This is a genomic window from Mesorhizobium sp. WSM4810 (genome assembly GCF_055811235.1).
This window is the reverse complement of the sequence record NZ_JBVVQV010000021.1, coordinates 95,955-118,993: the sequence shown is the minus strand read 5'-3', so window position 1 is coordinate 118,993 and position 23,039 is coordinate 95,955. Positions and strand designations below refer to the sequence as shown.

Sequence of the window (23,039 nt, the reverse complement as noted above, 5' to 3'; positions counted from 1 at the left end):
ACCGAATTCGGGCCATAAGTTTCGGGAATGTAGCAAAAATGGCACATAAAACGGGCGCTCGCTGCGGTTGCGGCAAGCGCCTGCGCCTGTGATCAATGCTGTTCGCGGCGCTTTCCTTAAGCCTCGCGCAATCTTTGCTGTCTATTCTGCTTGTCGATTGGCGAGGGAACATGACGCGCAAGCCGCTACTGCTTTTTGCCTTCCCGGCTCTCATTCTTTTGATTCTTGCAGGGGAGCGAGCAGCGACGTTCCTGCTCGGAACCTATCCGGCCAGCCCTGCCCTGTGGCGGATCTGGCTTGAGTTGCGCCCTTTGGCGACGATGTTCTGGCAGCAGGTCGACCTCTATCTCAGCGGTTCAATGGTCCTTGATGCCGCCATCCTGACCGCCGCATCGATCCTCTGCTGGATGGCTTGCCGGACGAGAAAATCGGCCGCGTTCTTCTTCGTTGCCAACCACGCCGCTCTGCTTTTCGCCGGGTTGATGATGGCTTCCAGCAGCCATTCTGAAACAGCGAGCACGATTGCGGCATTCACCGCACCGAGCGGCCAGCCATTCTCGCTGATCCTCGACTTCACATGGCGGAACAGCCTAGTGCTGGGTCTGGGCACTGCAGCCTGCGCCTACTGTCATTTTGCCTTTCTCGGCGAGGCGCGACAGCGTTCCGAAGCGCTCGCCGTACGGCTTTTTGCTCTGCAGCGGGATTTCTAAGGCGCGTCGCATCTGAACGGGTTCATCCCAAGCGCTTCATCATCCCAGGGCGGAGCAAGGAGCGAAGCGACGCGGCGCAGACCCTGGGATCCATGCCGTTACCTCAGAGCGTCACGACGCTGCAGAATCTTTGATGGCGGAGCGAGGCGCCCCCCTCTGTCCTGCCGGACATCTCCCCCACTTGGGGGGAGATTGGCAGCTTCGCGGACACCGTCCTTTTTGCAAGGCTGGTGGTTGGCGAATCAGGGATGAAGGCCGATCTCCCCCCAAGTGGGGAGATGCCAAGTGGGCGGCAGGACAGAGGGGGGCGAAGGATCACTACAGATCAGCTTTTATCCTGGTCCGCCGCAGCGACCGTCGACAGTCCCTTTCAGGCTAAGAACCAAATCCTCGGTGCAGAGGAACTAGTTGATTTTCTTGTAGTGGACCTTGCCGTCAGGTTGCACTATGCGCTGGTAGGACGAGTTCGGGGGAGGGGGCGCCGCGGCGATCTTCCTTTTGAGCGGGCGCGGCACATCGACGATACTGGGTTCGGTCGCTTCTTCGAGATCGGTGGCTGCTTCCGCCATGGTGCTGGTCGTGATCACGGAAGGCTCCGCAATGCTCGACATGTCGTCGTCACTGTCCAGGGGCAGCTCCTGTTCAAGCCGGGCAATACTGCCTTTGACTTCGTTGAAGCTGCCCTGCAGTTGACTGTCCAGTTTTTCGAACCGGCTTTGAAAGCCGTTGTTGACCGTATCGAGCCGGGCTGCGATCCGTTGCTCGAACGATCCGAGCTGTTCCAGCCGCCGTTCGACAAGGCGCAGATCGTTGATGCCGCGGTAGAAATAGACCGCGGCCGTTATGTTCACCGCCGTGATCAGCAAGGCGCCGGCGGCGACAACGCCGATCATCCTTGCATTGCTCGGTTTCCCCACTGCAGCTTGCTCTTCAGTGTGGGTTGCAGGCCCAATGTCGATTGCCGGCATATCCAGGTCGCTGATCATCGTCATTGGACCACCACCTTTGCGCCGACCGAGACGCGCTTGAAAAGATCGATCACATCAGTGTTGGTAAGACGGAAGCATCCCGATGTTCCGTCGAAGCCGATGCCCTTGGGATCGTTGGTGCCGTGGATGCGGTAGAGCGTGTCGCGCCCGTCCCGCAGCAGATAGAGTGCCCTGGCGCCGAGCGGATTGTAGGGACCGGCGGGCACCATTTCCGGCAGCTCCGGCTGGCGGGCGCGCATTTCCCTGGGCGGGCGCCATTCCGGCCATTCCGTTTTCGCCCCGACCTTGACGATGCCGGTCCAGCCAAAGCCGTCGCGCCCGACGCTGATCTGGTAGCGCAGCGCCCGGCCCTGCCGGGTCACCAGATAAAGCGCCTTCTCGTCCTTGCGGATGATGATCGTGCCGGGCCGTTCGGCCGTTTGGAGAGCAACCGCCTTGCGCAGGCTGGGACCCATTGCCGGCAGCGGCGGCCGGTCGGACAGCGCGGATCGGGCTTGGGCGAATTCCCAGGCCGGCATCCCCAAGGCCAGTCCGATGATGCAGGCGCCGGCAAGCCTCGGGACGATGCGGTATCTACCGGGCTGCGTCATCGAGCCGCTCTTTGAACATCCGCTTCAGGTCCTTGTTGAAACGCGCCCGCCCGTCCACTTCGGAAGGCAGGATGGCCCGGTTCAGCGCGTCGGTCAGCAGCGCATTGTCCAGGCCGACCGACTTGATGTGCGGCGCCTTGAAGATCTTCTCGAGTTCGCTGCGCGAAAAGTGGTTGCCGAACCATTTGCGCTTATGCTTGTTGGCGACCAGCGTGATGCTCACCGAATTGCCGCGCAGTTCGCGGATCTTCGTGTAGAGCCGCTTGCCTTGCCGCAGCGAGGCGACATTGAGCTCGAAGACGATGAAGATCTCGTCGCTCGTCGAAAGCACGGAATTCTGCCAGGGGGTTTCGATATTCGGCAGGTCAATGACGATGTCGTCGAACCGGTAGGCGACGAGGTCCAGCAGCCGGAACACGAAATCGGCGCCCTGCGGCTCAAACGGCAGTTGCGGCCTCTCGAATGAATAGAGGGTCAGGCCGGACGGGCGAGCGAGCTTGATGACGTCCATCAGTTCGACATCGAGCCTTTCCGGCTGGCCGATAATGCCGGCCAGGTCGAACTGGTTGAACAGGTTGAGATAGGCGCCGCAATTGGCGCTCTGGAAATCGAGGTCGACGAGGCAGGTCGAAGCCGCCCGTTCGGTGGATTTCGAGGCCAGGTATTCCGCCGCCGACAGAGCGATCGTCGTGGCGCCGGCGCCGCCGCTGGCGCTGATGAAAGTGATGATGCGGCTCTTTGTACCCTGGTTGCCGGTGTCGTGGAAGGTGACCGCGTTCAGCAGTTCTTTGGCGTCGAGCGGCTTGTGCAGCCAGTCCGAGGCGTTCATGCGAACCAGGATGCGCGTCTGTTCGGAGGTCAATTCGTCGGAGACCGCGATCAGCGGCACGGTCGCCCACAAGGCGCGCGCCGCGACGATGCCGGGCTCGCCGAGCAACTCGCCATTGGCCAGGTCGAGGATGACGATGCCCGGGCGCGTCTCGGGGGGCGGGCCCTTGAGGAAGTCAGCCGTCTCGGAAATCCTGACATCGTAGATGGCCAGCGCATCGAGCCGCGTCGCCACCTCGCGCTTGAACTGCGGATCCGACGAAAACAGGGCCACCTGCTTTCGTTTGGTCGGGGACACCTTGGTGTTGATGGCGTTCATGGCGATGTGCTCCTCAGGTCTTCGCCTGTAACCGTGCTCAGCATGGAGGGCATGGTGAGATTTCCGAACCCGAGCAGGCCGCCGAGGAAGAAGAACTGGAAGGTCCGGTTCTGCAGGCGGACGGTGATTGTCGGCACCGGACCGCCCATCCGGGTCTGGTAGCCCAAGCCGGTGGCGGAATACGCGATGACAACATTGTCGCGCCGCAAGCCAGGAAAGAAATGACACATTCCAGGCCGCGTAGTGGGTTGCTGGGCTGGGGTGATGATCGGACAGGCATCGTCATTGGTGACTGTCGTGTCGCCCCGAAAGATACGGCTGAAATTGGCGGCATTGAAGGTGCCGCCATTACTGCAAGCCCCTGTGCCAGCAGTATAAGTGCAGGTGAATGGTCCGTAGGCCGCAGCGATGACCGGAGCGCCCGGTGTCGTCGTCGGTGCGGCCGTCGCAAGCGCGGTGGCAACCGGGTCGGAAATAGACGCCAGGCGCGCGCCTAACTGGACGGCCTTGTTGGCGGCGTTCCACTGATAGAGGGCGTAACCGAAATCGACGAAGCCGAGGACAACAGTAAACAGCAGTGTAGATACGATGGCCATCTCCACCATCGTCGCGCCGTCTTCCGATTTTGCGAAACGCCTGATCATGATCAGAACCGGATCAACCGCTCCTCGTGAAAGCCATTGAGGGTCATCGGCCCGATGCCGACCAGCGACAGCATTCCGATGCCGCTATAGGCCAACGTCCCCGCCGCCCTGACGATGCAGACCTGTGCAGTTGTAGCGCGATATCGGGTGACACCTGCGACCACCGCGTCATGGCATGAGCCTGAGGCGGCAATGGTCACTGTCACATTCGCCTTCTGCCAGCCGGCAATGCGCGCACTCCCTGTCCCCGCGGCATCGCCGAATACCGCGATGTTGGTGGCGATATCTGCGCAGTTGATCGCCGCTAGCCCGGCCTTGGTGTACAGCTGGCTGTTGCAGCGCGCGGCAAAGCGCGCCGCGTCCGACAGGCCAGCCTCCATCAGCAGCTTTTTGTGGATCAGATTGCCGAACTCGAACACGCCCGCCGACAACGCCAGCATCAGTGGTGCGATCAGCGCCATTTCTACGAGAGCCGTGCCGCGCTGCTCGCGTCGAAATCTGTGGAGATGATGGTACAGCCCTCCGATCATCGCCATCACCGGTAAAGCTGAGCTTCGTCGCGGAGGAAACTGTCGAGCGTGCCCTGGCCGGCACCGCCGGTTACGTCGACCAGTTCGACCATCACCGACGCGTCCTCAGACGCCGAGGGAACAGGTTCAGTGAGGAAGAAGCTGGCAAAGGCTTCGACGGGCAGATTAGTGCTGTGACCGGACAGATCGTGGCCCGCTGCTTCGAGCGCATTGCAGTTCAGGATCGCGCCATAAAGCAGCCGACGATCAACTGTGGTGACAGGCGGTTGGCAAGCTGCCGACGGTGTCCCAATCTCTCCACCGGTCGATGCGGTGCCCACCAACCCGGCCGATATCTCGTAACGGTACACCTCATAGCGCGTCGGCTTGGTCGTATTCCATGAAGATGGATAGCTAGCTGAACCGAAGTTGGTGCTCCAATAGCCAGAGAAATTCCAATTTCCGTCGCCCATCCGGCCGCCCAGATACGGAGTGGTCGCGTCGCGCGGAAGGCCCATCGTTCCGGCTTCGGTGAATGAAAGTTTGTTCATGGAAGGGCATTGATTAGTGCTGCCGGTGGTCTGTATCGCCCCCTTTCGGACATTGGCGGCCGGACCGTACTCGGGGCTGTCGAAGTGGTTACCGTTGGCTCCAATCCCGAAACGAACGTTGAAGGCATCTTGCACCGGGCCGGCATTCTGACCGGTCTTCGTCGTTACGTTCTCGGCATTGTAGCAGCCGACCGGGGTTGACGTCGCGATCGTCTGGGCCAGCGCTTGAGCTCCGTTTCCGACGCCTTGCGGGGGCTCGAGGAAGCCAAAGTTGCCTGGACCAGCGGCAGCCCCGTTTCCGACCTTCCGCAGTTCGATCAGCCTGCGACGGACGGCCGGATTGGCAACGGCCTGCTCAAGCGTATAGCCGCCGGCATTGTTTGTCCCGTTCACCATCTCATAGGGGTTGCACATGAAGACCGGTGTGAAATCGCAGACGCCGGAGGTGAAGCCCGCTACCGCGACTGCCCCGACATTGAAGCTGTCGCTGGCGCCGGATGTCACAAATGAGGCGGGAAAGATCGCGGCAAACCCTTGGGGAGCGACTGTCACCTGGATGAACCGTGTTTCCGCCTCTCCGACAGCCTGAATGGCATCCGCAAGATAGTTGGCCTGATTGGCCGCTGTAATCCTAGTTCCGTCGTTGGCAGGGATCGCCTTGAGGAAGCACCAGGAAATGTTGCCAGCATTGTTGCAGGGCTGTGTGCCCCCCGGCTGACCGGAGGTAAGGGTGAACCTGCCTGCCGTGGAGAAATTGCTTTCATTGTCTACGAGTGTCGCCATAGCGCGTTCGGCCCGCGCCCAGGAACCGCTGCTTCCGTCCAGTTCCGCTGCCGCCGCGAGCGCAAACGCATCCGCCCCCTTCTGAAGATCGTTGTGAAGGTTGTTGACCCGGCTCATATCGATCGCCAGCAGGGAAAAGCCGATGATCGCCGGCAGCGTGATGCTGACCAGTATCAGCGCTATTCCCCTCTGATCGTGCCAGAACGCGCGAACAATCCGCAGCATGGCCCTTGCTCCCCTGACGCCAGTCGCTTTGCCTGACGCTAAACCCGCACCCTTCTATTCAACCCCGGTGTTGCCGACGTTGACCGTTATGGCCGGCGGCGGCGGTGGTGGTGGTGGAAATTTGTAACTCTGGGCAACAGCGGCAGCGCGCGCGCCGTCGCCTTCGATCGCCGTGTTCCTGGAGGCCGGATTGAGCGGATCGACCGTCTGCAGCAGCGAATTGTATTTCTGCGTGTCGCCGGCAGCCAGTGTCACCGTTTCGTAATTGTTCAGGTAGTCGGCGGCGCAGCCCGTCAGCCCGCCGGCGCACAAAAGCAGGATCAAGGCGCTATTTCTTTTTGACATAGATCATCTTGTCCTTGGATTTCAGGTCGAGCATGTGGCCATAGGGGCCGACCACGCCTTCGCCCAGTTCATATTTGCGAACCATGTCCTTGGTCACTTCGAGCTGACCGAGGATGAAGAGTTCCGGGTCGTTGGCGGGCCGCGTCTTGTCGAACGGCGTCGCCAGTTGTTCCCCGGGCTTTACCGGCCGCACAATACGCGGCGTCACGATCACGACCAGTTCGGTCTCTTCCTTCTGGTTGCTTGAATTCCGGAACAGCGTCCCGACGATCGGGACCTGGCCGAGCCACGGCACCTGCCGCTGGATCTTGGTGTTCTTGCTGGACAAAAGACCGCCGACCGCGAAGCTCTGGCCGTCGCGCAACTCGACGACGGTAGACAGCTTGCGGTTGGTGAAGATCGGGTCACCGGCGGTGGTGAAGCCGGTGAGGTCGCTGACTTCCGGAGCCAACCTGATGTTGATCTTGTCGTTGGCGAGCACGACCGGCGTGAACAGCAGATTGACGCCGAACTGCTTGTATTCGATGCTGATCTCGCCATCACCGTCGTCGACGCGGATAGGTACTTCGCCGCCGGCATTGAAGCTGGCAACCTCACCGGAAAGAGTGGTGAGGTTGGGTTCGGCTAGGGTGCGCACCACGCCCTTGGCCTCGAGCGCCTCGATGATCAGGTCGACCTTGATGTTGCTGTCGATGACGCGGGTGATCAGCGCCGCGAACGGGTTGGTGTTCGAAAGAAGGCCGGTAAGCAGACCGCCCGGCCCCAGCACCACATTGTCCTCATCGACGGCGGCAATCCCCGTCCCGGTGCGGGTCGTGCCGCTGCCATTGGTGCTCCTGATCGAGACGCCAAGATCACGGCCGGCATTGCGCTTGGCCTCCAGCACCCGCACTTCGAGGTTTACTTGCTGGCTGTCGTCGACGGTCACTGCGTTTATGATCGCGTCGGGGCCATATTGCTGGGCGACCTCCATGATCGCCGCCAGCGTGGCGCCGTCCTTGACATGGCCGCCAAGCCTGACCTTGCCGTTGATAGAACCGATATCGATGCGCGACCTGGGCGCCACCTGCCGGATCGCTTGCGCCATGTCGCTCACGTCGACGCCGACCTCGATCTGGATCACGCCAAGCGAGCGCTTGTCTTCTGAAAAGAGGTTGACGGTGGTGGTGCCGGCGGTCTTGCCGATGACATAGAGCGTCCGGTCGGTCATTGGCTGGGCGTCGGCGATCTTCTCGTCGCCGACGACGATGTCGCCCAGCGTGGCGTTCACCTGGATCGTCACCGACTGCGACATGGGCAGGAAAATGCGGTGGACGCTGGGGTTCGATACATCGATCTTGCGATCGGCTGCATGAGCAGCAAGATCGATCGGCAGTAACATGACCGAACAGGCCAGCGCGGCAGCCGCCAGTGGTCCCCGGAACATGCGCATCTAGACTACCCCCCTTGCCGATTCGTTCGGCAATACCCTAGCGTTATTTTTGTCGCGGCACGTCGTAGGATTCGAGCTTCACACCCCTGAAGACGCCGATTGTCGCACGCGCCGGCGGCTCCGGCTGCACATATTTGATCACTTCCTTAACCACTTCTTGCACCTGGGGTGCTGAGGCCACTGCCGGAACGGGTTTTGCGCTGCTCAACAGGTCGAGCCTGCTTCCCACCCGTTCCACGGCCTGGGTCAGCCCATTGATCTTGTCGTCCGCGCGCTTACGTTCGGCTGCGGCTTCAGCCTCGGCTATTGCCTGCTTGGCGAGTTCGGCCTGCCTTGCGGCGACGTCGGCCGGCGTGTCGCCGGTCAGGTCGGAAAGCGTGACGCGTTCGGTCGTTTCGCCGCTGCTGGCGGCGGCCTGGCGAAGCGCTAGCGACAACTGGCCGGCACCGGCGGCCAGGGTAAGCTTCTGGGCGTCCCTGGTGCTGGCCTCGAGCGTCACCGATTTCACCACAGTCGGGCTCTCCGTGCTCTCGTCGGCGACCTGGTCGACGGCGAGCACCTTCATGCTCTGCAGCAGCACGTCGACAAAACTTCTGTCCGCGCCGCCTTCGCCACGCGCCGTGCGCGTCAAAAGCACGTCGACCCGGTCGCCGGGGAAGACAAATCCGGCGACGCCGAGCACATCGTTGACCCTGATAGAAACAGCTTTCATACCTTCGCCGAGCACCGCCGAAAGCGTGGCGCGCTGGCCGGGACCGGTGATCTTGGTTGCGAGAATGGGCTCGTTAGTGCCGATCGCTTGCAGCGCCTGTTTTGTGCCGTCGCCGGCCAGGGCTTCTTTGGTCGTCTTGAACGCGCCGGCCGGAACCGCACCCGCCGGCCATGCAATTTCGCGCAACTTATCGGCGGTGAGCGTGTCTCCGAATTTCAGCGCGACGGCAGCCACGACGACCGTGTCGCGTTGGACATCTCCCTTCGCCATGGCGCTGCGCTGGCTGGCCAGCCAGATATTGGCAAGCACCACCGCCAGAACGCCGAACACGCCGGCGAGAACGATCATGATAACTGTATTGGCGCGCATAGACCCAAGCCCCAAGCCCACAGTGCGGGAATTCGTCTGCCGAGATTGAATTCAGGCCCGGATCGGACGATCCGGGCCTGAAGTGTGATTAGGCGGTCAGCTTCCTGTGCCCGCAGCCGCGTTGCAGGTGCCAACACTCGTGCCGTCGAGCGCGGTGCAGAGACCCGCGAAACGACCCGTGACCCAGCCGCCGATGGCAATAACGGTCAGAACGACCGCAACAGCGATGATGCCGAGAAGGATGGAATATTCGACCATAGCAGCGCCGTTTTCGTCGTCGCGGAACTGCCGGGTCATCGTCATGAGCTTCTTCATGCCAATTTCTCCCTTTGGAGGTTTGAACCCGACGAGACGAGCCAAGGATGAAATCCATACCCAAGCATCCCCCGTCATCTCGATCTAAGTCCCGACGAAAATCAGAGTCAAATGGGATTAACGATTGCTTAACTTTCCTATACATGATTTGGCAAGAATATTGCCCGACCTCAGGCGGACCAAAACATTGATTCGGCTCGTTTTTCAACCCGTCTTAACCATTCGTTCACAATTTGGCCGTGGTATGGCGGAAGTGGGGCAGCATTAGCGATGCTGCATATCCCTTTATATCTAAGGCCTTAGGTGGGCTCCATGACGCCTTTGTGGCAGAAAAGCACTGTGCATTGAAATGCGAGTCCTCGTTTTCGCTAGGACAGCGGCGCTGACCAAATAAACGTCGCGTTTTCTGATGCTTGATCTTAACTATGTCTGAAGTATTAAGTTGCATGGTGCGGCTGGCGCTTGTGCCAAGCTTGGTTAACGCTTAGTTTCAGCGTGGGGACTAAACGGGGGAAGCGTCATGCTGGGTCGATTCACAAAAGGGCCAGGCGAACCGCGAATTGAGCCAAAGCTTGAGCCGATTGCAGTATTGCCTGTTGCGCCGGCGCTTTCCCCTGCAGCCGACACCGAATCGAATGGCGACCATTTCCTGACGCTCAAGGTTGAACTGCACAGTCACCTGATCGACCGGTTCAATCTTGCCACACTTGAAACCGCATCGAAGGACGAAATCCTTAACGAGATCCGGCCGATCGTGCGCGAATTCGTGCGCGCTCGCGCCGTGCCGCTGAATGCTCGCGAACTCGATCGGCTGACCAGCGAGACCGCCGACGAGATGCTTGGGCTGGGGCCGATCGAGCCGCTGCTCAAGGACGACTCGATCACCGACATATTAATCAATACCCATAAGCGCGTCTTCATCGAGCGGCGCGGCATGATCGAGGAGACCGAAATCCGCTTTCGCGACGAGGCGCACCTGCTGCGCGTCATCAACAAGATCGTTTCGGCCATCGGCAGGCGCGTCGATGAATCGGCGCCGATGGTCGACGCGCGACTGGAAGACGGCTCGCGTGTCAACATCGCGGTGCGGCCGATCTCGGTCGACGGCCCATTGGTGTCGATCCGCAAATTCTCGAAGAATCCCTATTCGCTCGAACGTCTGATGGTGTTCAATTCAATCCGCCAGCCGATGATCGATCTTCTGCGCATTGCCGTGCAGGCACGCAAGTCGATCCTGGTTTCAGGCGGCACCGGCAGCGGCAAGACCACCCTGCTCAACGCGCTGTCGAGCTATATCCCGGCCAAGGAGCGCCTGATCACCATCGAGGACGCCGCGGAACTGCAACTGCAGCAGCCGCATGTCGGCCGGCTGGAGACGCGTCCGCCCAATGTCGAGGGAAAAGGCGAGGTCCGCCAGCGCGAACTGCTTAAGAACGCGCTGCGCATGCGGCCCGACCGCATCATCGTCGGCGAGGTTCGCGGCGAGGAAGCCTTCGACATGCTGCAGGCGATGAACACCGGCCATGAAGGTTCGATGACCACAATCCATGCCAACACGCCGCGCGATGCAATATCGCGGCTGGAACAGATGGTCGGCATGGCCGGCATGCCGATGACCCATGAGTCCATTCGAGCGCAGATCGCGTCGGCCATCGACATCATCGTGCAGACGCAGCGTCTTGCGGACGGTGGCAGGCGTGTCGTTTCCATCTCCGAACTGACCGGCATGGAAGGCAATGTCGTCCAGCTTCAGGAAATTTACCATTTTGTTCGCCGGGAGGTGACGCCGGAAGGAAAGATCATCGGCGATTTTCGCGCTACTGGCGTCCGTCCACGCTTTGCCCCGGAGGCAGCAACGTTGGGCCACCACTTCGCCAAGGATGCTTTCAATCCGCAGGTTGCGCTCTGATGCCTACCGGTCAGACTTTGCTCTACTTTATTTACGTGCTTGCGGCGGCATCGGTTATTCTCGCCGGCGAGGCCATGTATCTTTCCTTTGCCAAGAGCCGGTCACGGATTGGCGCGATCAACCATCGGCTGAGGCGGCTTGCTGATGACGTTCCGGCCGAACGGACCCTGCAAGGATTGCTGCGCGAGCGCGGGCTGACAGCCTCGGGCGACTTTCTCTTTGGCCTGATCTGGCTGAACAGGCTCTATACCCAGTCTGGCATTACCGGGAATCCGCTGTCTTTCGCCGCGAAGTTCCTTCTAGCAGGGCTGGCACCGGCGTTGCTGCTCTCGATCTTTCTAGGCTTCTCGACCTTGGTGTCGTCCATTGTTTTTGTAGTTGTCGGATTTGTGCTGCCGCTTCTGGTTCTTCGCCGCGCTCGCAACAAGCGGATACAGAAATTCGCGAAGCAACTCCCTGACGCACTCGACATGATCGTTCGTTCGCTGCGCGCCGGACATCCAGCTTCCGTGGCGGTTGGTCTCGTCGCCCGCGAAATGCCCGATCCGCTCGGTACCGAATTCGGCATCGTTTCCGACGAGATTACCTTTGGCCTCAGCATGGAACAGGCGGTGCGGAAACTTTCGCAGCGTGTCGGCTTCGAGGGCCTTCATCTATTGTCGGTATCGCTGTCGATCCAGGCCAAGACCGGCGGCAATTTGACTGGGATCCTGTCCAATCTTTCGTCAGTGCTGCGCGAAAGGCAGAAACTCAGGATGAAGATCAGGGCGCTTTCGGCCGAAGGCCGTGTATCGGCATGGATCATCTCGCTGTTCCCGATCGTGATGTTCCTGACGCTCCAGCTTGTTGCCCCGGCCTACTACGGCACCGTCTGGGGCGATCCGATCATCTTTCCTGTGTTCCTGATTTTCGGGACGTGGGCGCTGTTTGGTGACTTTATCATGTATCGAATGGTCAATTTCGACTTCTGACAGGTGCGAGACATAATCTTGTTTTCGGCTATTCAGGATCTCAGCGTTCTGGTCTCCATTGCCGTCTTCGTGGCGGCGGTGGCCCTGTTCCTGTTCGGCTCCCTCGTCTTTTTGCCGGCACTGCAGACGCGGAAGCTGGTCGCACAAAGCCTGATGGCTGAAGGTATTGCCGATCGCCGTTCGCTCGTTGGACAGGAACAGCTTGCCAAGATCGCAGCGCAGCGGCCAGTCGATGCATATTTTCGATCAATCGAAAAGGAGCGGGACCAACCCAGCGCCTTGGACGCGAAGCTCTTCCGCGCCGGCTTTTATCAATCGAGCGCTCCGCTCATTTATACTTTGTCGCGGCTTGGCGCGGTCTGTGTCGGCTTTCTGGCCGCCTATGCGCTGTTATCGCGGGTGCTCCCAGCGCAACTCCCCAGTTTGGTACCGTTGATCGGTTCCGCCTTGTTCGGGCTCGCCTGTCTCGTGGTTCCAAGCGTCATGCTCGATCGCTTCGAGAAACGACAAAAGCAGGTCTACCGCCGCGGTTTTCCTGATTTCATGGACATGATGATAACCTGTGCCGACGCAGGCATGAGCCTGGAGGCGGCGGTCGAGCGCGTGAGCCAGGAACTGGCCGGCACGCACAAATGGCTAGGCATTCAACTGTCGATCATGACGCTGCAACTGCGGGCCGGCAAGCCGTTGCGGGAAGCACTGCGCGAACTCGCTGACCGCGTCGGACTTGACGAAGCGCGGGCTTTGGCAGTGCTGTTTCGGCAATCGGAAGAACTCGGCACCAGCCTGACCGAGGCTCTGCGCGTCTATAGCGACGAAATGCGCAGCCAGAGAATTCTGAGTGCCGAGGAGCGTGCCAATTCGCTGCCGGTCAAAATGATGATCCCCTTGGGACTGTGCATCTTCCCGGTGGTGATGATGATCATCATGTTGCCGGTGATCATTCGCATGAGGGGTGTTTTCTTCTAGGCACGTCTGTGCTTTGGTCGAAATACAGAGTCGGAGAGAACTCTTTTGGGGGACGAAATGACAGGGCCAATGCGCCTCGCGGCCGTAGCCGGTTTGCTGCTCATCGTGCTTTCCGGCTGTCAGACGGCTGATAGCGGCGTCGTCCGCACCAACGAGCCCTCGAAAGGTGATGTGACAGCCTTTGGCGATGCTTTCGACGGTCTGAAGACGGTCAGCGACGTCGAGTACTATGCCTCCGACCAGGCTGTTGCCGAAGCCAAGAACCAGTTCCGCGCGGAAAACTACGGCAATGCCGGCGCCCTGTTCTACAAGGCGACGCAACTGGCGCCCAACGATGGCGGTGCCTGGATGGGCTTGGCCGCCTCCAGCGATCGCATCCGCCGCTTCGACCTCTCCGACCACGCCTATCGCCAAGCCTACCGGCTGGTCGGCGGGACGCCCGAATATTACAACAATGTCGGCTATTCCTACCTGCTGCGCGGCAAGCTGCAGGACGCGCGCAGCAGTTTCCTCAAGGCCTATGAGCTGGCGCCCAACGATCCGACCGTGGCCAACAATCTGAAGCTCCTGTCGTCCAGCGTAAAGAATCTCGAGCGGTAAGGCGATAGCATGTTGCTCGCCGCATCGCTGCTGCTGAAGGGGCTAGCTATTCCTTTGCTGGCAAGGATTGCCTGGCTCGACTTCACCACCCAGAAGATATCCAACCAGAATGTGCTGCTGCTGCTTTGCCTGGGTCTGGGCTCGCTGCAGCTCCTGTCGGTGCAATCCGGGTCGTCGTGGGACATGGGCCTGAGCGCAATCGCCGGCCTTTTATTGTTCGTTGCGCTGTTTCCGTTCTGGGCTTTGCGCAAGGTCGGGGCCGGCGACGTCAAGCTGATGGCGGTGGTGCCGTTGCTGATCGGCGGCAGCGGCCTCCTTGTGTTCTCCGTACTGCTGCTGGTTTTCGCGCTCGCCACAGCGTTGATCGTCAAAAATCCGTTCATGCTGCCCGCAGGCGCTTTCCGCCTCTACGTTCAGCACCTGGACCGCAAAGGCGTTGTGCCGTTTGGCGTGCCGATCTCGCTCGCAGCGATCTGCACGATAGGGTTCATGATCTACGTCACCTTGATGCCCCATGCTGGCCCGGCGATCTGAGAGGACAGGACTGCAGCAACTGCCTGGCTGTACATCTCGGGCGTCTATGTTCTCAAGCGGCTCGCGCCAGACGCCAGTGCTGAGGTGATGAGCAGCACAATGCCGCTACAGAATCCGAATTCAAGGTCCTGTCCGTTCTTGGCCCGATGTACAGGCTGCGGGTGCTGGGTTTATCATTGTTGGTGGAATTCTGGGGATTCTCGGTTTCTGGCTGGTCCCGATCGCGTTGTCCGTTTTGGTTCCGTACAACAAGAGGTGTTCGGCTCGTCGCTGATCCTCTTCATAGCGTGGATATTCATCAACGTGCATCACTACTTTCTGGATAACATTATGTGGAGACGAGGCGATCCAGAGCTATCAAAGTATCTGTTCCGCTAGTCATTTGCCGCGGCGATCTTGGTGATGGCCCCTGATAGGCGCCGGCCAGAGCGCAGCCACATCGAGCGTAAGCAGTATGATTTGCACGGCTCGGGCTACTCGCGCTTTGGCGCCGCGCGCCAAGCCAACGGCTATTGCCAAGGCGATCGGCCCGCGCCTGGCGGCAACGCGAATCTTAGCGTCAACGATCGAACCGACTTCATCACAATGAAGGGCGACAAGCGCAATTGAGTCAGGGCATTAAGGCGTACCGGCGCGAAAAAGGGCCTGGCAAGAGGAAAGGCGGAATCGGATCCGAACTGTCCTTGGTGGTCGCGCAAATCCGCCCGGAAACTACGGCAAGCGTCCGAGAAGAAATTTTTTGCGGGATCGAACAGATGTGTTGGCTGGAAAATAGGCAAATTACTCGCTCAGCGAAGGTGATGGCTGAGGCTGAGCGTGCCGAACGCGCCGCGAAGACAGCCAGATTGAAATCGCTTCGTATGGCGACTCAGAGTGACCTAAGGTTTTCATTCCCTGAGGAATTGGATTGTTCTCTGCTTATCGCAGCACTGACTCAAGGCGACTCATCGGCTGATCGGGACCGCCGAATTTCGGGTGTGAGCAAAACAGGCTCCCGCTGCCAGATTTTTTGACGTTCTGATTACCAAATTCTGGCGCAATGGTAGCGATCCCGGATCAAATCTCGCTGTGAGTTCAACAGGCTGCCTCGATGACAGTTTGCGAACTGATGCCTTTCCGAAGCGGCGAGAGCCGATGGTTGCTGAAGTGCTGTGTCGCCTGACTTACGACAATCGGCATCGGCGCAACCCGGGCGGCGGCCCGATGCTCACCGAAATGTTCGCCATCCGGCTCGGATCAGCCTTCGCTCCGCACCGGCGTGTTGAGAAGCTGCTGCTCCCAAAGATACGCGATGCCGCTGCCGCCGAAGTGCTGGATGAGAATCTCGGTCAGCTCCTCGACATGCTCCCAATCGCGTTGCCATTCGCCAGCGCGCGCCATCACGGTCATCACGTTCGCGCCGGCCGCGATCATGCGCTGGATGGCAACTTCGTGAGACTCCTTCGAAATCCCGCCCGACGCGTCGGTGATCACGGTCACGTCCCAGCCTTCGCCGGCGGCCTGGATGACAGGCATTGCGACGCAGACCTCGGTCCACAGGCCGGCGATGATCAGTTGCTTGCGGCCGGTCGCCTTGACGACGTTCACCACATTCTCGTCCTGCCAGGTGTTCACCCAGGTGCGATCGATGACTTCCTGGTCCGGAAATACGTCGGTGATCTGCTTAAAGAGAAGTCCACCGCGCGCCGCTATCACGCTGGTGAGAATGGTCGGAACATTGAAGGCTTTTGCTAGCTTCGCCAGCGCGGTCGTGTTGTTGACCACCATATGCGGATCGTGGCTGTTCAGGTTCGCGAGTTGATAAGGTTGGTGGTCGATCAGAACGAGGACCGAGTCTTCAGGACGAAGAAGCGAATCAAAGGCCGTTACGAGGGGTCATAAAAACTTCCTTTCTCTGCCGCTATGGACGGCAATGGGTTCACGGGAGACATACGCCAGCGGGCGACTTTGCCTGGGCGCAATTTGCTGTTCCTTTCCGCGATGCGGTAGTGCCATAGTAGGGCAAGCTGTGTCGCGAAATGAGGAACGCCGAATTGGACATCGAAGACCTACAGACATTCGTTGCAGTGGCCGATGCAGGGGGCGTATCGGCCGCCTCCCGCCGGCTCGGCGTCTCCAAGTCAATCGTCAGTCGGCGGCTCTTTCGGGTTGAAGCGGAGCTTGGCGTCCAGCTTCTTGCACGAACGACCCGCGGCGCCGCGCTCACAGAAGCGGGGATCACGTTTGGGGATCATGCGGCCCGAGCCAGCGCCGAGATCGATACGGCCAGGGAAACGATCCTCCCAACCGGTGAGCTGCGCGGCCGCCTGAGAGTTGCCATGCCACTTACTTTCGGCGCGACCCACTTCGCCCCCGTGCTTGCGGAAATGGCACGCCAGCACCCGCAGCTTCACATTCATACCTCCTACAGCGATCGCTTCGTCGATCTCATCGCAGAGGGTTTCGATTGCGCGATCCGGGGCGCCTACCTTCAGGACTCCAACCTGATCGCGAAGCGCGTCGGGCCGATCCATGGAAAGCTTGTCGCGAGCCCAGACTATATCGAAGCGTACGGATCACCCGAGTCTCCGGACGAACTCCTCACCCATCAGGCCCTTATGCAGGGATCGGAAGCCTGGCAGTTCATGGATGGCAGCAAGATTGTTACGGTCCAGCCGCAGGGCAGGTTCAAGGCTGATAGCGCCACGGCGCTCGCTGCCGCGGCGGCGGCAGGTCTCGGCATCGCCTGGCTCCCCGATTGCATCACGCATGGATATGTGGCCTCCGGCGCGCTGGTCCGTATCATGACACGCTATCCGGTACCTCCGGGGGCCGCATATGTCGTCCGCCCGCCGGGTCAGCATCCCACGCGGAAAGTGCGGGTGCTCACCGAATTGCTGATCGAGTATTTCAAACAGAACCCGGATCTTTGGGGAGTTGATCGTTAGAACGCGAACGGTTCAAAGCATTGTCAAGAACCGTGTTCGACGGTCGCACTACTGCGAGCCGTCGCGTTCGGCGACATCGCCCGCACGTTCCACTTGCTGCGACACAGCTAGACGTATCACAGGACTAGTTGGGCAGACGGTCGCTCGCCAGTTTAGGCATTTGTCGGGCCGAAAGCGCTCTTCCCGCTCGCGGTTCGGATTAGTCGAAATCGGGCATTCGTATCGGCAAGGGCGAGGCTGTCTGGACGGCCTAAGTGAGGATGACGCGCATGAGTTGGAACCCAGCAATCGAACCGGGCGGCGGCGCAACGCTCAGCGGACCGCGCTATATCTGGTGGAACTCGTCGCCTCCTCGAAGGACCGCATCGAAGAAGCGAAGGCCGAATGGCGCGCCGAGGACTGGGGCAAGGGGCATTTCGATCTCCCGATCGACCGAGATGAGCACATCCGTACCGGACTGACCGGCGCTGAGACTGACCGGCGCTAGAACGAGGTCGACTGGGTGCACGGACCCGGGCGGTTCAGACGAGATGACGCGTCGCGTGCCGGGTATGTTTCTGAATGGAGAAAGCACAATGAGCAACAAGTGGCCCCACCTGGACTACCTCGGCTGGCGCGAGACGTGTTCGGCCCTGCATCTCTATTTGCAGATCGCCGGGAAATATCGCCTTGCTCATACCCCGTGGCTCAACCATTCCTGGAACGCGACCTTCTATGTCACGCCGCTCGGCCTGACCTCCTCGCCTATCCCCGACGGCCCGGGCATCGAGATCCTCTTCGACCTTCGGAACCATATGGTTGTTGGCACATGCGGCAATGGTCGCAAGGCATCGTTTGCGCTCGGGCCATCCACAGTCGCGGCGTTCCACGCCAATTTCGTGCAGTTGATTTCCGAACTTGGAGGCACGCCGACCTTTAACGGCAATCCGAACGAGGTGCCCAATCCCGTGCCGTTCACCGAAGATCATCGCGACCGGCCCTATGACCGGGAAGCAGTTCAGCGCTTCCATCACGCATCGGTGGCGGTCGACAGGGTATTCAATCGGTTCCGGACCTCCTTTCTTGGCAAGTCCAGTCCCGTTCACCTGTTCTGGGGCAGTTTTGACCTGGCCGTCACCCGCTTTTCAGGGCGGCGCGCGCCTCTCCATCCCGGCGGCATTCCTTCATTGCCCAACGATGTGGCACAGGAAGCCTACGACCGCGAGGTCTCCTCAGCCGGTTTCTGGCCCGGCGGTGGCGGCATCGATTACCCCGCCTTCTACGCCTACGCCTATCCGGCGTCGAGTGGCTTCCGGGGCGCCTCGGTCCGGCCCGAGGGCGCGTTCTGGCATGACGGCCTATCGGAATTCATCCTGCCGTACGATGCCGTTCAGTCGGCTGCAGATCCCGACGCGGCGCTTATGGAGTTTCTCGTCTCGACCTACGACGCTGCGGCCGATCTCGGAAGATGGGACCGCGACCTGCTGGACTGCATGCCGGGGCGGCGGGGTCAGGCGCGGCCGCATGACGCCGAGCAGCCGGGCCCTGCCTCTCCCTTGACCGTCGAAAAGGTCGAGCGGGAGGATACCGCATCGAAGGGACGCTACCGGATGCTCGTCGACGGCATCGAAGCTGAGATGACCTATAGCCGGGCCGGCGAAGGGTTGATCATCATCGACCATACCGAAGTTCCAGCGGCGTTGCGCGGCCGCAAGGTCGGCGAGCGACTGGTACGCCAGGCGGTCGAGGATGCCCGGCGCGAAGGGGTCGCCATCATTCCGCTTTGTCCGTTCGCAAAAGCGCAGATCGACCGTCATGTCGAATGGCAGGACGTGCTGCGTCGGTCATAGGCTGCGCGTAACTTCCTCCACCCGCCAACGTACCGGCCCCGACCGACTCCTACCACCGTTAGCGGCGGACGCAGTTCCGGCGGGGATTGGCGGCAATTTTCGGAGTTGGCGTCGTATGGCAAAAATTGGCGCGCCGGAGAGGATGAAACTGGGCACCGCTATGTGATTGAAGTCGCTCTGTAAGAACTGTCAGGCGGACTCAGGAGCCTTGGCCTTTGCGAGGTCCTGCAGGAACTCTTCCATCAGCGGCCTGTCACCAAACCGGCGGTAAGCGCGCTCTGCTTCCAGCGAGAATGCCGGATGCGCCTCGACCAGCCTTGCCATCGTCTGCTGGGCTGCCTCGACCTCGCCGCCCCCGCTCTGCAAGGCGGCCTGAATCAGAAGGCAGTTTGCATCGCGCGGCGCCCGGATCAGGCATTCTTCTATGACGGCGGAAGCCTCGTCGCGGCGGTCAGCCGCGTAGAGCGCCTGCCCGTGCACATAGGCGTAGTACTCGGGCGCCATAGGATGAAGGCGGCGGGCCCGCTCTGCGTTGGCGACGGCATCATCATATTGCCCGAAGCGAACCTGCGCCTTTGCAAGCGCCATCATGCTGTCGGGATCGTTAGGGTTGAGCTCGACAGCGCGCCGCGCGGCCTGCAAGCCGCCTGAATAGTCGCCCTGCAGGGCAAGCCCGAAGCTGATGACCTGATAGCCAAGGCCAAGATTGGGGTCGAGACGGACCGCCTGCCGGGCTTCGCTAAGCCCAAGATGGAGCTCCGGCGCATTTTCCCGGCCGTCACCGCTCTGCGCCACGCTGGCGATAAAGGTCAGCGCGAGGCCTGCGCGGGCGGCCGCATAGGACGGGTCCATTTCAAGGGCGCGCTGGTAGAGGCCCCGCGCCTCCAGAATGTCCCGCGGGTCATCGGCGCCGTGCCGGTAGCGGTTGCGGGCCTGCAGCACGAGGTCATAGGCCTGCAGATTGTCGGTCGGGCGTTCCGCTGCCGCCGCCGCCTCGCTCCTGCCGATATAGGGCGCGATCTGCGCGACGATTTCAGTAGTCAGCTCGCTCTGGACGGTGAACACGTCGGCGACCTGCCGGTCAAAACTGCGCGACCACAGATGCGCGCCTGTCTTTACGTCGATCAGCTGCGCCGACACGCGAAGCTGGTCGCCTTCACGGCGGGCGCTGCCTTCAACCACATAATCAACGCCGAGCTTCGCCCCGAGCTTGCGCACGTCCGTACCCTGCCCGTGCACGGCGTAGGTGGAATCGCGCGCGATTACCTGTAGCTCTGAATTGCGGGCAAGGGCTGTCGTCACATCCTCGGCCAGTCCGTCCGCGAAATACGATTGCTCGCCGCTGCCGCTCATCGCGGCAAAAGGCATGACCGCCACTGACGGCCGGGGGTCGGTGCGGCTCTGGTCCATCGACAAGACCCCCGGGATGCGGCTGACCATGGCTGCCAGGGGGAGCGGCTGGATTTGGGTGCCGATGAGGATGAGGGCTATGGCGGCTACGCCATAAGACCAGCGGGCGGCGGTGCTGCGCAGCACCTGCGGCACGTGCCGCCATGGCGACCACGCAGAGCCCGCGCGCCTTACGCGGTAGACGTTGAGAAGTTCGGGAATGTTCTTGGCCCGCCTGCGGCCGATGCGGACGAACCTGTCCGCGCTGTTACGGTCGGCCGCCATCACCACGGCGCCGCTGACGAATATCTGCCCCGGATCGCACATGGCCTCAAGACGGGCGGCCACATTGACGCCGTCGCCGTATACGTCGCCGTCATCTTCGATGACATCGCCAAGATTGATGCCGATGCGCAGCTCGAACGGGCCCTTGTCGAAGCCTTCCTGTATGGCCAGCGCCGCATCGACCGCTTCGTTGACGCTTGGAAACATGGCGAGAAAGCCGTCTCCCGCCGTCTTGACGATGCGCCCGCCATGGCGGGCAGTGGTCGGGTCAATGAGCTCATCAAAAACAGCGCGCAGCTTCGTGTAGGTGGAAGCCTCGTTTTCAGCCATTAGCAGGCTGTAGCCGACGATATCGGCGGCCATGATTGCCGCGAGCTTGCGTTCCATCAGCATTATTCCTGAGCGGCGGCCCTGCAGGGACTATTATAGTGACACTTAAGACGACGCACGCTTCAAGATTAGACCCATAATCCCGAATAGGCTTATCATACAGCTCACAAATGCGTGACCATTGTGGCCTATACCGTTCTGACCTTCGTCAGCCATCATCCGCTTCGCGCGGAGCCGTCCCCGCATCCGAAGCGGCGTTGGGCATGCTGGTCAGGCAATTATTGCGCCTACGCTTGTCGGGCTCCGGGTAGGCAAGGGACGTTATTCGCGGCAGTGTCGCCACCGCGAATAACTCCTGAGCTTACGGGATTGCAGGCCGCGAGACCGGATTCGGTCTGATGCTTGCGGATGTGGCGGTCAGGCCCGACGCCCGAACAGGTCGGCGTATCGCTGCAGGTAGAGCGGCCAGCCTTGATCGGCGGCGACACCATCGCGCACGCTTTCCCAGCCGGCGCCGTGGCGCTCCAGTTTGCGATGCTCGAGATCCAGGCGGGTCCGATTAGCCGTCTCGGCAGTGAAGCGGACTTCCCACTCGCTGGCCTTGTTCGGATCGGTCTCCAACCGCCATTGCGGACTGATGTCCCAACTTAGCAGCAAACGGTGCGGCGGCTCATAAGCCAGCACGCGCGCCCAGCGGCACTCGCTGCCGTCGGCGCCGCGATCATAAATATGGCCGCCGACGCGCGGCTCGAACTCGGTCTCGGCGATCGGCACGGCGAGCAGATTGTGCTCCCTGGGTTTGAACTTGCCAAAATCCTCCGTGAAGACCTCGAAGGCGCGCTCGATCGGCGCCTCGACCACGATCGAGTGCCTCACCAAGGTCTCTGCTGCTTGCGTGTTCATTTTTTCACTCCTTTCGCGGTTGTTCGACAGCTTGCTTGAAGGCAGCGAGCGTCTTCATCCAGAACCGGTCGAGCTCTGTGCGAAGCGCCGCCAGCCCGTCGGGTTCGACGCGGTAGATGCGGTGCTTGCCAGCCGGCGTGTCCGCAACGAGCCCTGCCTCTTTCAACACCTTCAGATGCTGCGAGACCGCCGACCGGGTCACCGGCAGGGCACGCGCCAACTCGGTAACCGAACGCGGATGCTCGACCAAGAGTTCGAAGATCGTGCGCCTGGTGGGGTCGCCCAGGGCGGTCCAGCTGTTGTTCACGTTAGTCACCACTAACGCGTTAGCACGGACTAACGTGATGAGTCAACCTTGCTACGGCAAAAAGGGCTGAGTGAGGGGGACTTTGAAGTTGAAGTCGATCAAGCCTCGACAGCTAAGCCCGCGTCACGCCATTCGGGCAGGCCATCTTCCATGCGGCGTGCGCGGAAGCCGTGCTCACGCAGCAATGCGACCGCCTCGAATGACATCACGCACCACGGACCGCGGCAGTAGGCGACGATCTCGGGCTTCGCCTCGAGGTCGGACAACCGCTGCTCCAGTTGGCCGAGGGGGACGTTGATCGCGCCGGGCAGATGTCCGAGCGCAAACTCATCGGGCGGTCGGACGTCGATGACTGTAACGAGCCCGTCTTTCATTCGCGCGGCCAGCTCTTCCCGGGACACGGGCTCCATATCGTCGCGCCGGTCGAAATAGCCCCTCACGATGCGTTCGACCTCGGCCGAATGCCGCTCGGCAACGACTCGAATGGAGGCGAAGGCGGCAAGTACGCTTTCATCCGCGAGCCGGTAGTTGACGAACTTGCCAGCGCGCTCTGACGTCACGAGTCCGGCGCGGCGCATCGCCTGGAGATTCTGCGAGACATTCGCCACCGGACGCGCAAGCTTGGCGGCCAAGGCTTCCACGCTGCGCGGACCCTGCGCGAGTTGCTCGATCAGTTCCAGCCTCTGCGGATTGCCCAGAGCCTTCGCGACAACCGCGAACTGCTCGTAAAGTGCCTGCTTCGGATTGCGGATTGACATCAGGGTA

Annotated in this window: 23 protein-coding genes and 2 pseudogenes; 10 read left to right on the top strand and 15 right to left on the bottom strand. The window is 60.9% G+C overall.

Features of this window, described 5'->3' with window-relative positions; genetic code table 11:
• Positions 1–95 precede the first annotated feature (95 nt).
• A complete protein-coding gene (locus AC0L3O_RS25740) occupies positions 96–710 on the top strand; it encodes a hypothetical protein (RefSeq protein WP_287238399.1) in 615 nt (204 codons plus the stop codon).
• A 404-nt stretch (positions 711–1,114) separates the two neighbouring features.
• Here AC0L3O_RS25740 and AC0L3O_RS25735 read toward each other — a convergent pair whose 3' ends face one another.
• The 10 genes from AC0L3O_RS25735 to AC0L3O_RS25690 all read right to left on the bottom strand — a co-directional run bounded on the left by AC0L3O_RS25735 (position 1,115) and on the right by AC0L3O_RS25690 (position 9,321).
• Complete coding sequence (locus AC0L3O_RS25735) at positions 1,115–1,702, bottom strand: hypothetical protein (protein WP_473616957.1); 588 nt, start codon at positions 1,700–1,702, stop codon at positions 1,115–1,117.
• Complete coding sequence (locus AC0L3O_RS25730; protein WP_287238396.1) at positions 1,699–2,289, bottom strand: L,D-transpeptidase; 591 nt, start codon at positions 2,287–2,289, stop codon at positions 1,699–1,701. The genes AC0L3O_RS25735 and AC0L3O_RS25730 overlap by 4 nt, the downstream gene beginning before the upstream one ends.
• Positions 2,273–3,436, bottom strand: coding sequence for a CpaE/TadZ family protein (locus AC0L3O_RS25725; protein ID WP_473495971.1), 1,164 nt, complete (start codon positions 3,434–3,436; stop codon positions 2,273–2,275). The genes AC0L3O_RS25730 and AC0L3O_RS25725 overlap by 17 nt, the downstream gene beginning before the upstream one ends.
• Complete coding sequence (locus AC0L3O_RS25720) at positions 3,433–4,041, bottom strand: TadE family protein (protein ID WP_473523030.1); 609 nt, start codon at positions 4,039–4,041, stop codon at positions 3,433–3,435. Before AC0L3O_RS25720 ends, AC0L3O_RS25725 begins: the two co-directional genes overlap by 4 nt.
• Before the next feature lie 41 nt (positions 4,042–4,082).
• The gene (locus AC0L3O_RS25715; protein ID WP_287246806.1) at positions 4,083–4,610 is read right to left on the bottom strand and encodes a TadE/TadG family type IV pilus assembly protein; all 528 of its coding nucleotides are present in this window, start codon (positions 4,608–4,610) and stop codon (positions 4,083–4,085) included.
• A 5-nt stretch (positions 4,611–4,615) separates the two neighbouring features.
• A complete protein-coding gene (locus AC0L3O_RS25710; RefSeq protein WP_287246807.1) occupies positions 4,616–6,148 on the bottom strand; it encodes a TadE/TadG family type IV pilus assembly protein in 1,533 nt (510 codons plus the stop codon).
• Between the two features lie 54 nt (positions 6,149–6,202).
• Positions 6,203–6,493, bottom strand: a complete 291-nt coding sequence (locus tag AC0L3O_RS25705; protein ID WP_287064117.1) for a hypothetical protein — start codon at positions 6,491–6,493, stop codon at positions 6,203–6,205.
• Positions 6,477–7,925: a type II and III secretion system protein family protein gene (locus tag AC0L3O_RS25700; protein WP_287238387.1), complete on the bottom strand. Its 1,449-nt coding sequence runs from the start codon at positions 7,923–7,925 to the stop codon at positions 6,477–6,479. The genes AC0L3O_RS25705 and AC0L3O_RS25700 overlap by 17 nt, the downstream gene beginning before the upstream one ends.
• A 43-nt stretch (positions 7,926–7,968) precedes the next feature.
• Positions 7,969–9,006, bottom strand: coding sequence for a Flp pilus assembly protein CpaB (gene cpaB / locus AC0L3O_RS25695; protein WP_287246808.1), 1,038 nt, complete (start codon positions 9,004–9,006; stop codon positions 7,969–7,971).
• Positions 9,007–9,102: 96 nt separating this feature from the next.
• Positions 9,103–9,321, bottom strand: coding sequence for a Flp family type IVb pilin (locus AC0L3O_RS25690; protein WP_287238383.1), 219 nt, complete (start codon positions 9,319–9,321; stop codon positions 9,103–9,105).
• Positions 9,322–9,841: 520 nt separating this feature from the next.
• On the opposite strand from AC0L3O_RS25690, the gene AC0L3O_RS25685 reads away from it, so the two are divergent.
• From AC0L3O_RS25685 to AC0L3O_RS25660, 6 genes are all read left to right on the top strand, one after another.
• Positions 9,842–11,230, top strand: a complete 1,389-nt coding sequence (locus AC0L3O_RS25685; protein ID WP_473616956.1) for a CpaF family protein — start codon at positions 9,842–9,844, stop codon at positions 11,228–11,230.
• Positions 11,230–12,201 carry a type II secretion system F family protein gene (locus AC0L3O_RS25680; RefSeq protein WP_287238381.1) on the top strand — a complete coding sequence of 324 codons (972 nt, stop codon included), beginning with the start codon at positions 11,230–11,232 and terminating at the stop codon, positions 12,199–12,201. The genes AC0L3O_RS25685 and AC0L3O_RS25680 overlap by 1 nt, the downstream gene beginning before the upstream one ends.
• A gap of 18 nt (positions 12,202–12,219) precedes the next feature.
• Complete coding sequence (locus AC0L3O_RS25675) at positions 12,220–13,170, top strand: type II secretion system F family protein (RefSeq protein ID WP_287246809.1); 951 nt, start codon at positions 12,220–12,222, stop codon at positions 13,168–13,170.
• 57 nt (positions 13,171–13,227) lie between these two features.
• Complete coding sequence (locus AC0L3O_RS25670) at positions 13,228–13,770, top strand: tetratricopeptide repeat protein (RefSeq protein ID WP_473495972.1); 543 nt, start codon at positions 13,228–13,230, stop codon at positions 13,768–13,770.
• A 9-nt stretch (positions 13,771–13,779) separates the two neighbouring features.
• A complete protein-coding gene (locus AC0L3O_RS25665) occupies positions 13,780–14,304 on the top strand; it encodes a prepilin peptidase (RefSeq protein ID WP_473616954.1) in 525 nt (174 codons plus the stop codon).
• Positions 14,305–14,706: 402 nt separating this feature from the next.
• A complete protein-coding gene (locus tag AC0L3O_RS25660) occupies positions 14,707–14,913 on the top strand; it encodes a hypothetical protein (protein ID WP_287120178.1) in 207 nt (68 codons plus the stop codon).
• Between the two features lie 627 nt (positions 14,914–15,540).
• Here the strand turns inward: AC0L3O_RS25660 and AC0L3O_RS25655 are convergent.
• Positions 15,541–16,183 (bottom strand): annotated as a pseudogene (locus AC0L3O_RS25655) (hydrolase).
• A 154-nt stretch (positions 16,184–16,337) separates the two neighbouring features.
• On the opposite strand from AC0L3O_RS25655, the gene AC0L3O_RS25650 reads away from it, so the two are divergent.
• From AC0L3O_RS25650 to AC0L3O_RS25640, 3 genes and pseudogenes are all read left to right on the top strand, one after another.
• Entirely contained in the window at positions 16,338–17,231 is an 894-nt protein-coding gene (locus AC0L3O_RS25650; protein WP_473616953.1) for a LysR family transcriptional regulator, read from the top strand.
• A 299-nt stretch (positions 17,232–17,530) separates the two neighbouring features.
• A pseudogene (locus AC0L3O_RS25645) lies at positions 17,531–17,718 on the top strand (pirin-like C-terminal cupin domain-containing protein); the annotation flags it as partial.
• 88 nt (positions 17,719–17,806) lie between these two features.
• Entirely contained in the window at positions 17,807–19,060 is a 1,254-nt protein-coding gene (locus AC0L3O_RS25640) for a DUF5996 family protein (protein WP_473616952.1), read from the top strand.
• Positions 19,061–19,249: 189 nt separating this feature from the next.
• Here AC0L3O_RS25640 and AC0L3O_RS25635 read toward each other — a convergent pair whose 3' ends face one another.
• The 4 genes from AC0L3O_RS25635 to AC0L3O_RS25620 form a co-directional block, all read right to left on the bottom strand.
• Positions 19,250–21,121 carry an adenylate/guanylate cyclase domain-containing protein gene (locus tag AC0L3O_RS25635; RefSeq protein ID WP_473616950.1) on the bottom strand — a complete coding sequence of 624 codons (1,872 nt, stop codon included), beginning with the start codon at positions 21,119–21,121 and terminating at the stop codon, positions 19,250–19,252.
• A gap of 360 nt (positions 21,122–21,481) precedes the next feature.
• On the bottom strand, positions 21,482–21,967 hold the full coding sequence (locus AC0L3O_RS25630) for an SRPBCC family protein (RefSeq protein ID WP_473616949.1): 486 nt from the start codon (positions 21,965–21,967) through the stop codon (positions 21,482–21,484).
• Between the two features lie 4 nt (positions 21,968–21,971).
• A complete protein-coding gene (locus tag AC0L3O_RS25625) occupies positions 21,972–22,283 on the bottom strand; it encodes an ArsR/SmtB family transcription factor (protein ID WP_236378022.1) in 312 nt (103 codons plus the stop codon).
• 89 nt (positions 22,284–22,372) lie between these two features.
• Positions 22,373–23,032 (bottom strand): ArsR/SmtB family transcription factor, encoded by a 660-nt coding sequence (locus AC0L3O_RS25620; protein ID WP_031254041.1) that lies wholly within the window; start codon positions 23,030–23,032, stop codon positions 22,373–22,375.
• Positions 23,033–23,039: the final 7 nt, after the last annotated feature.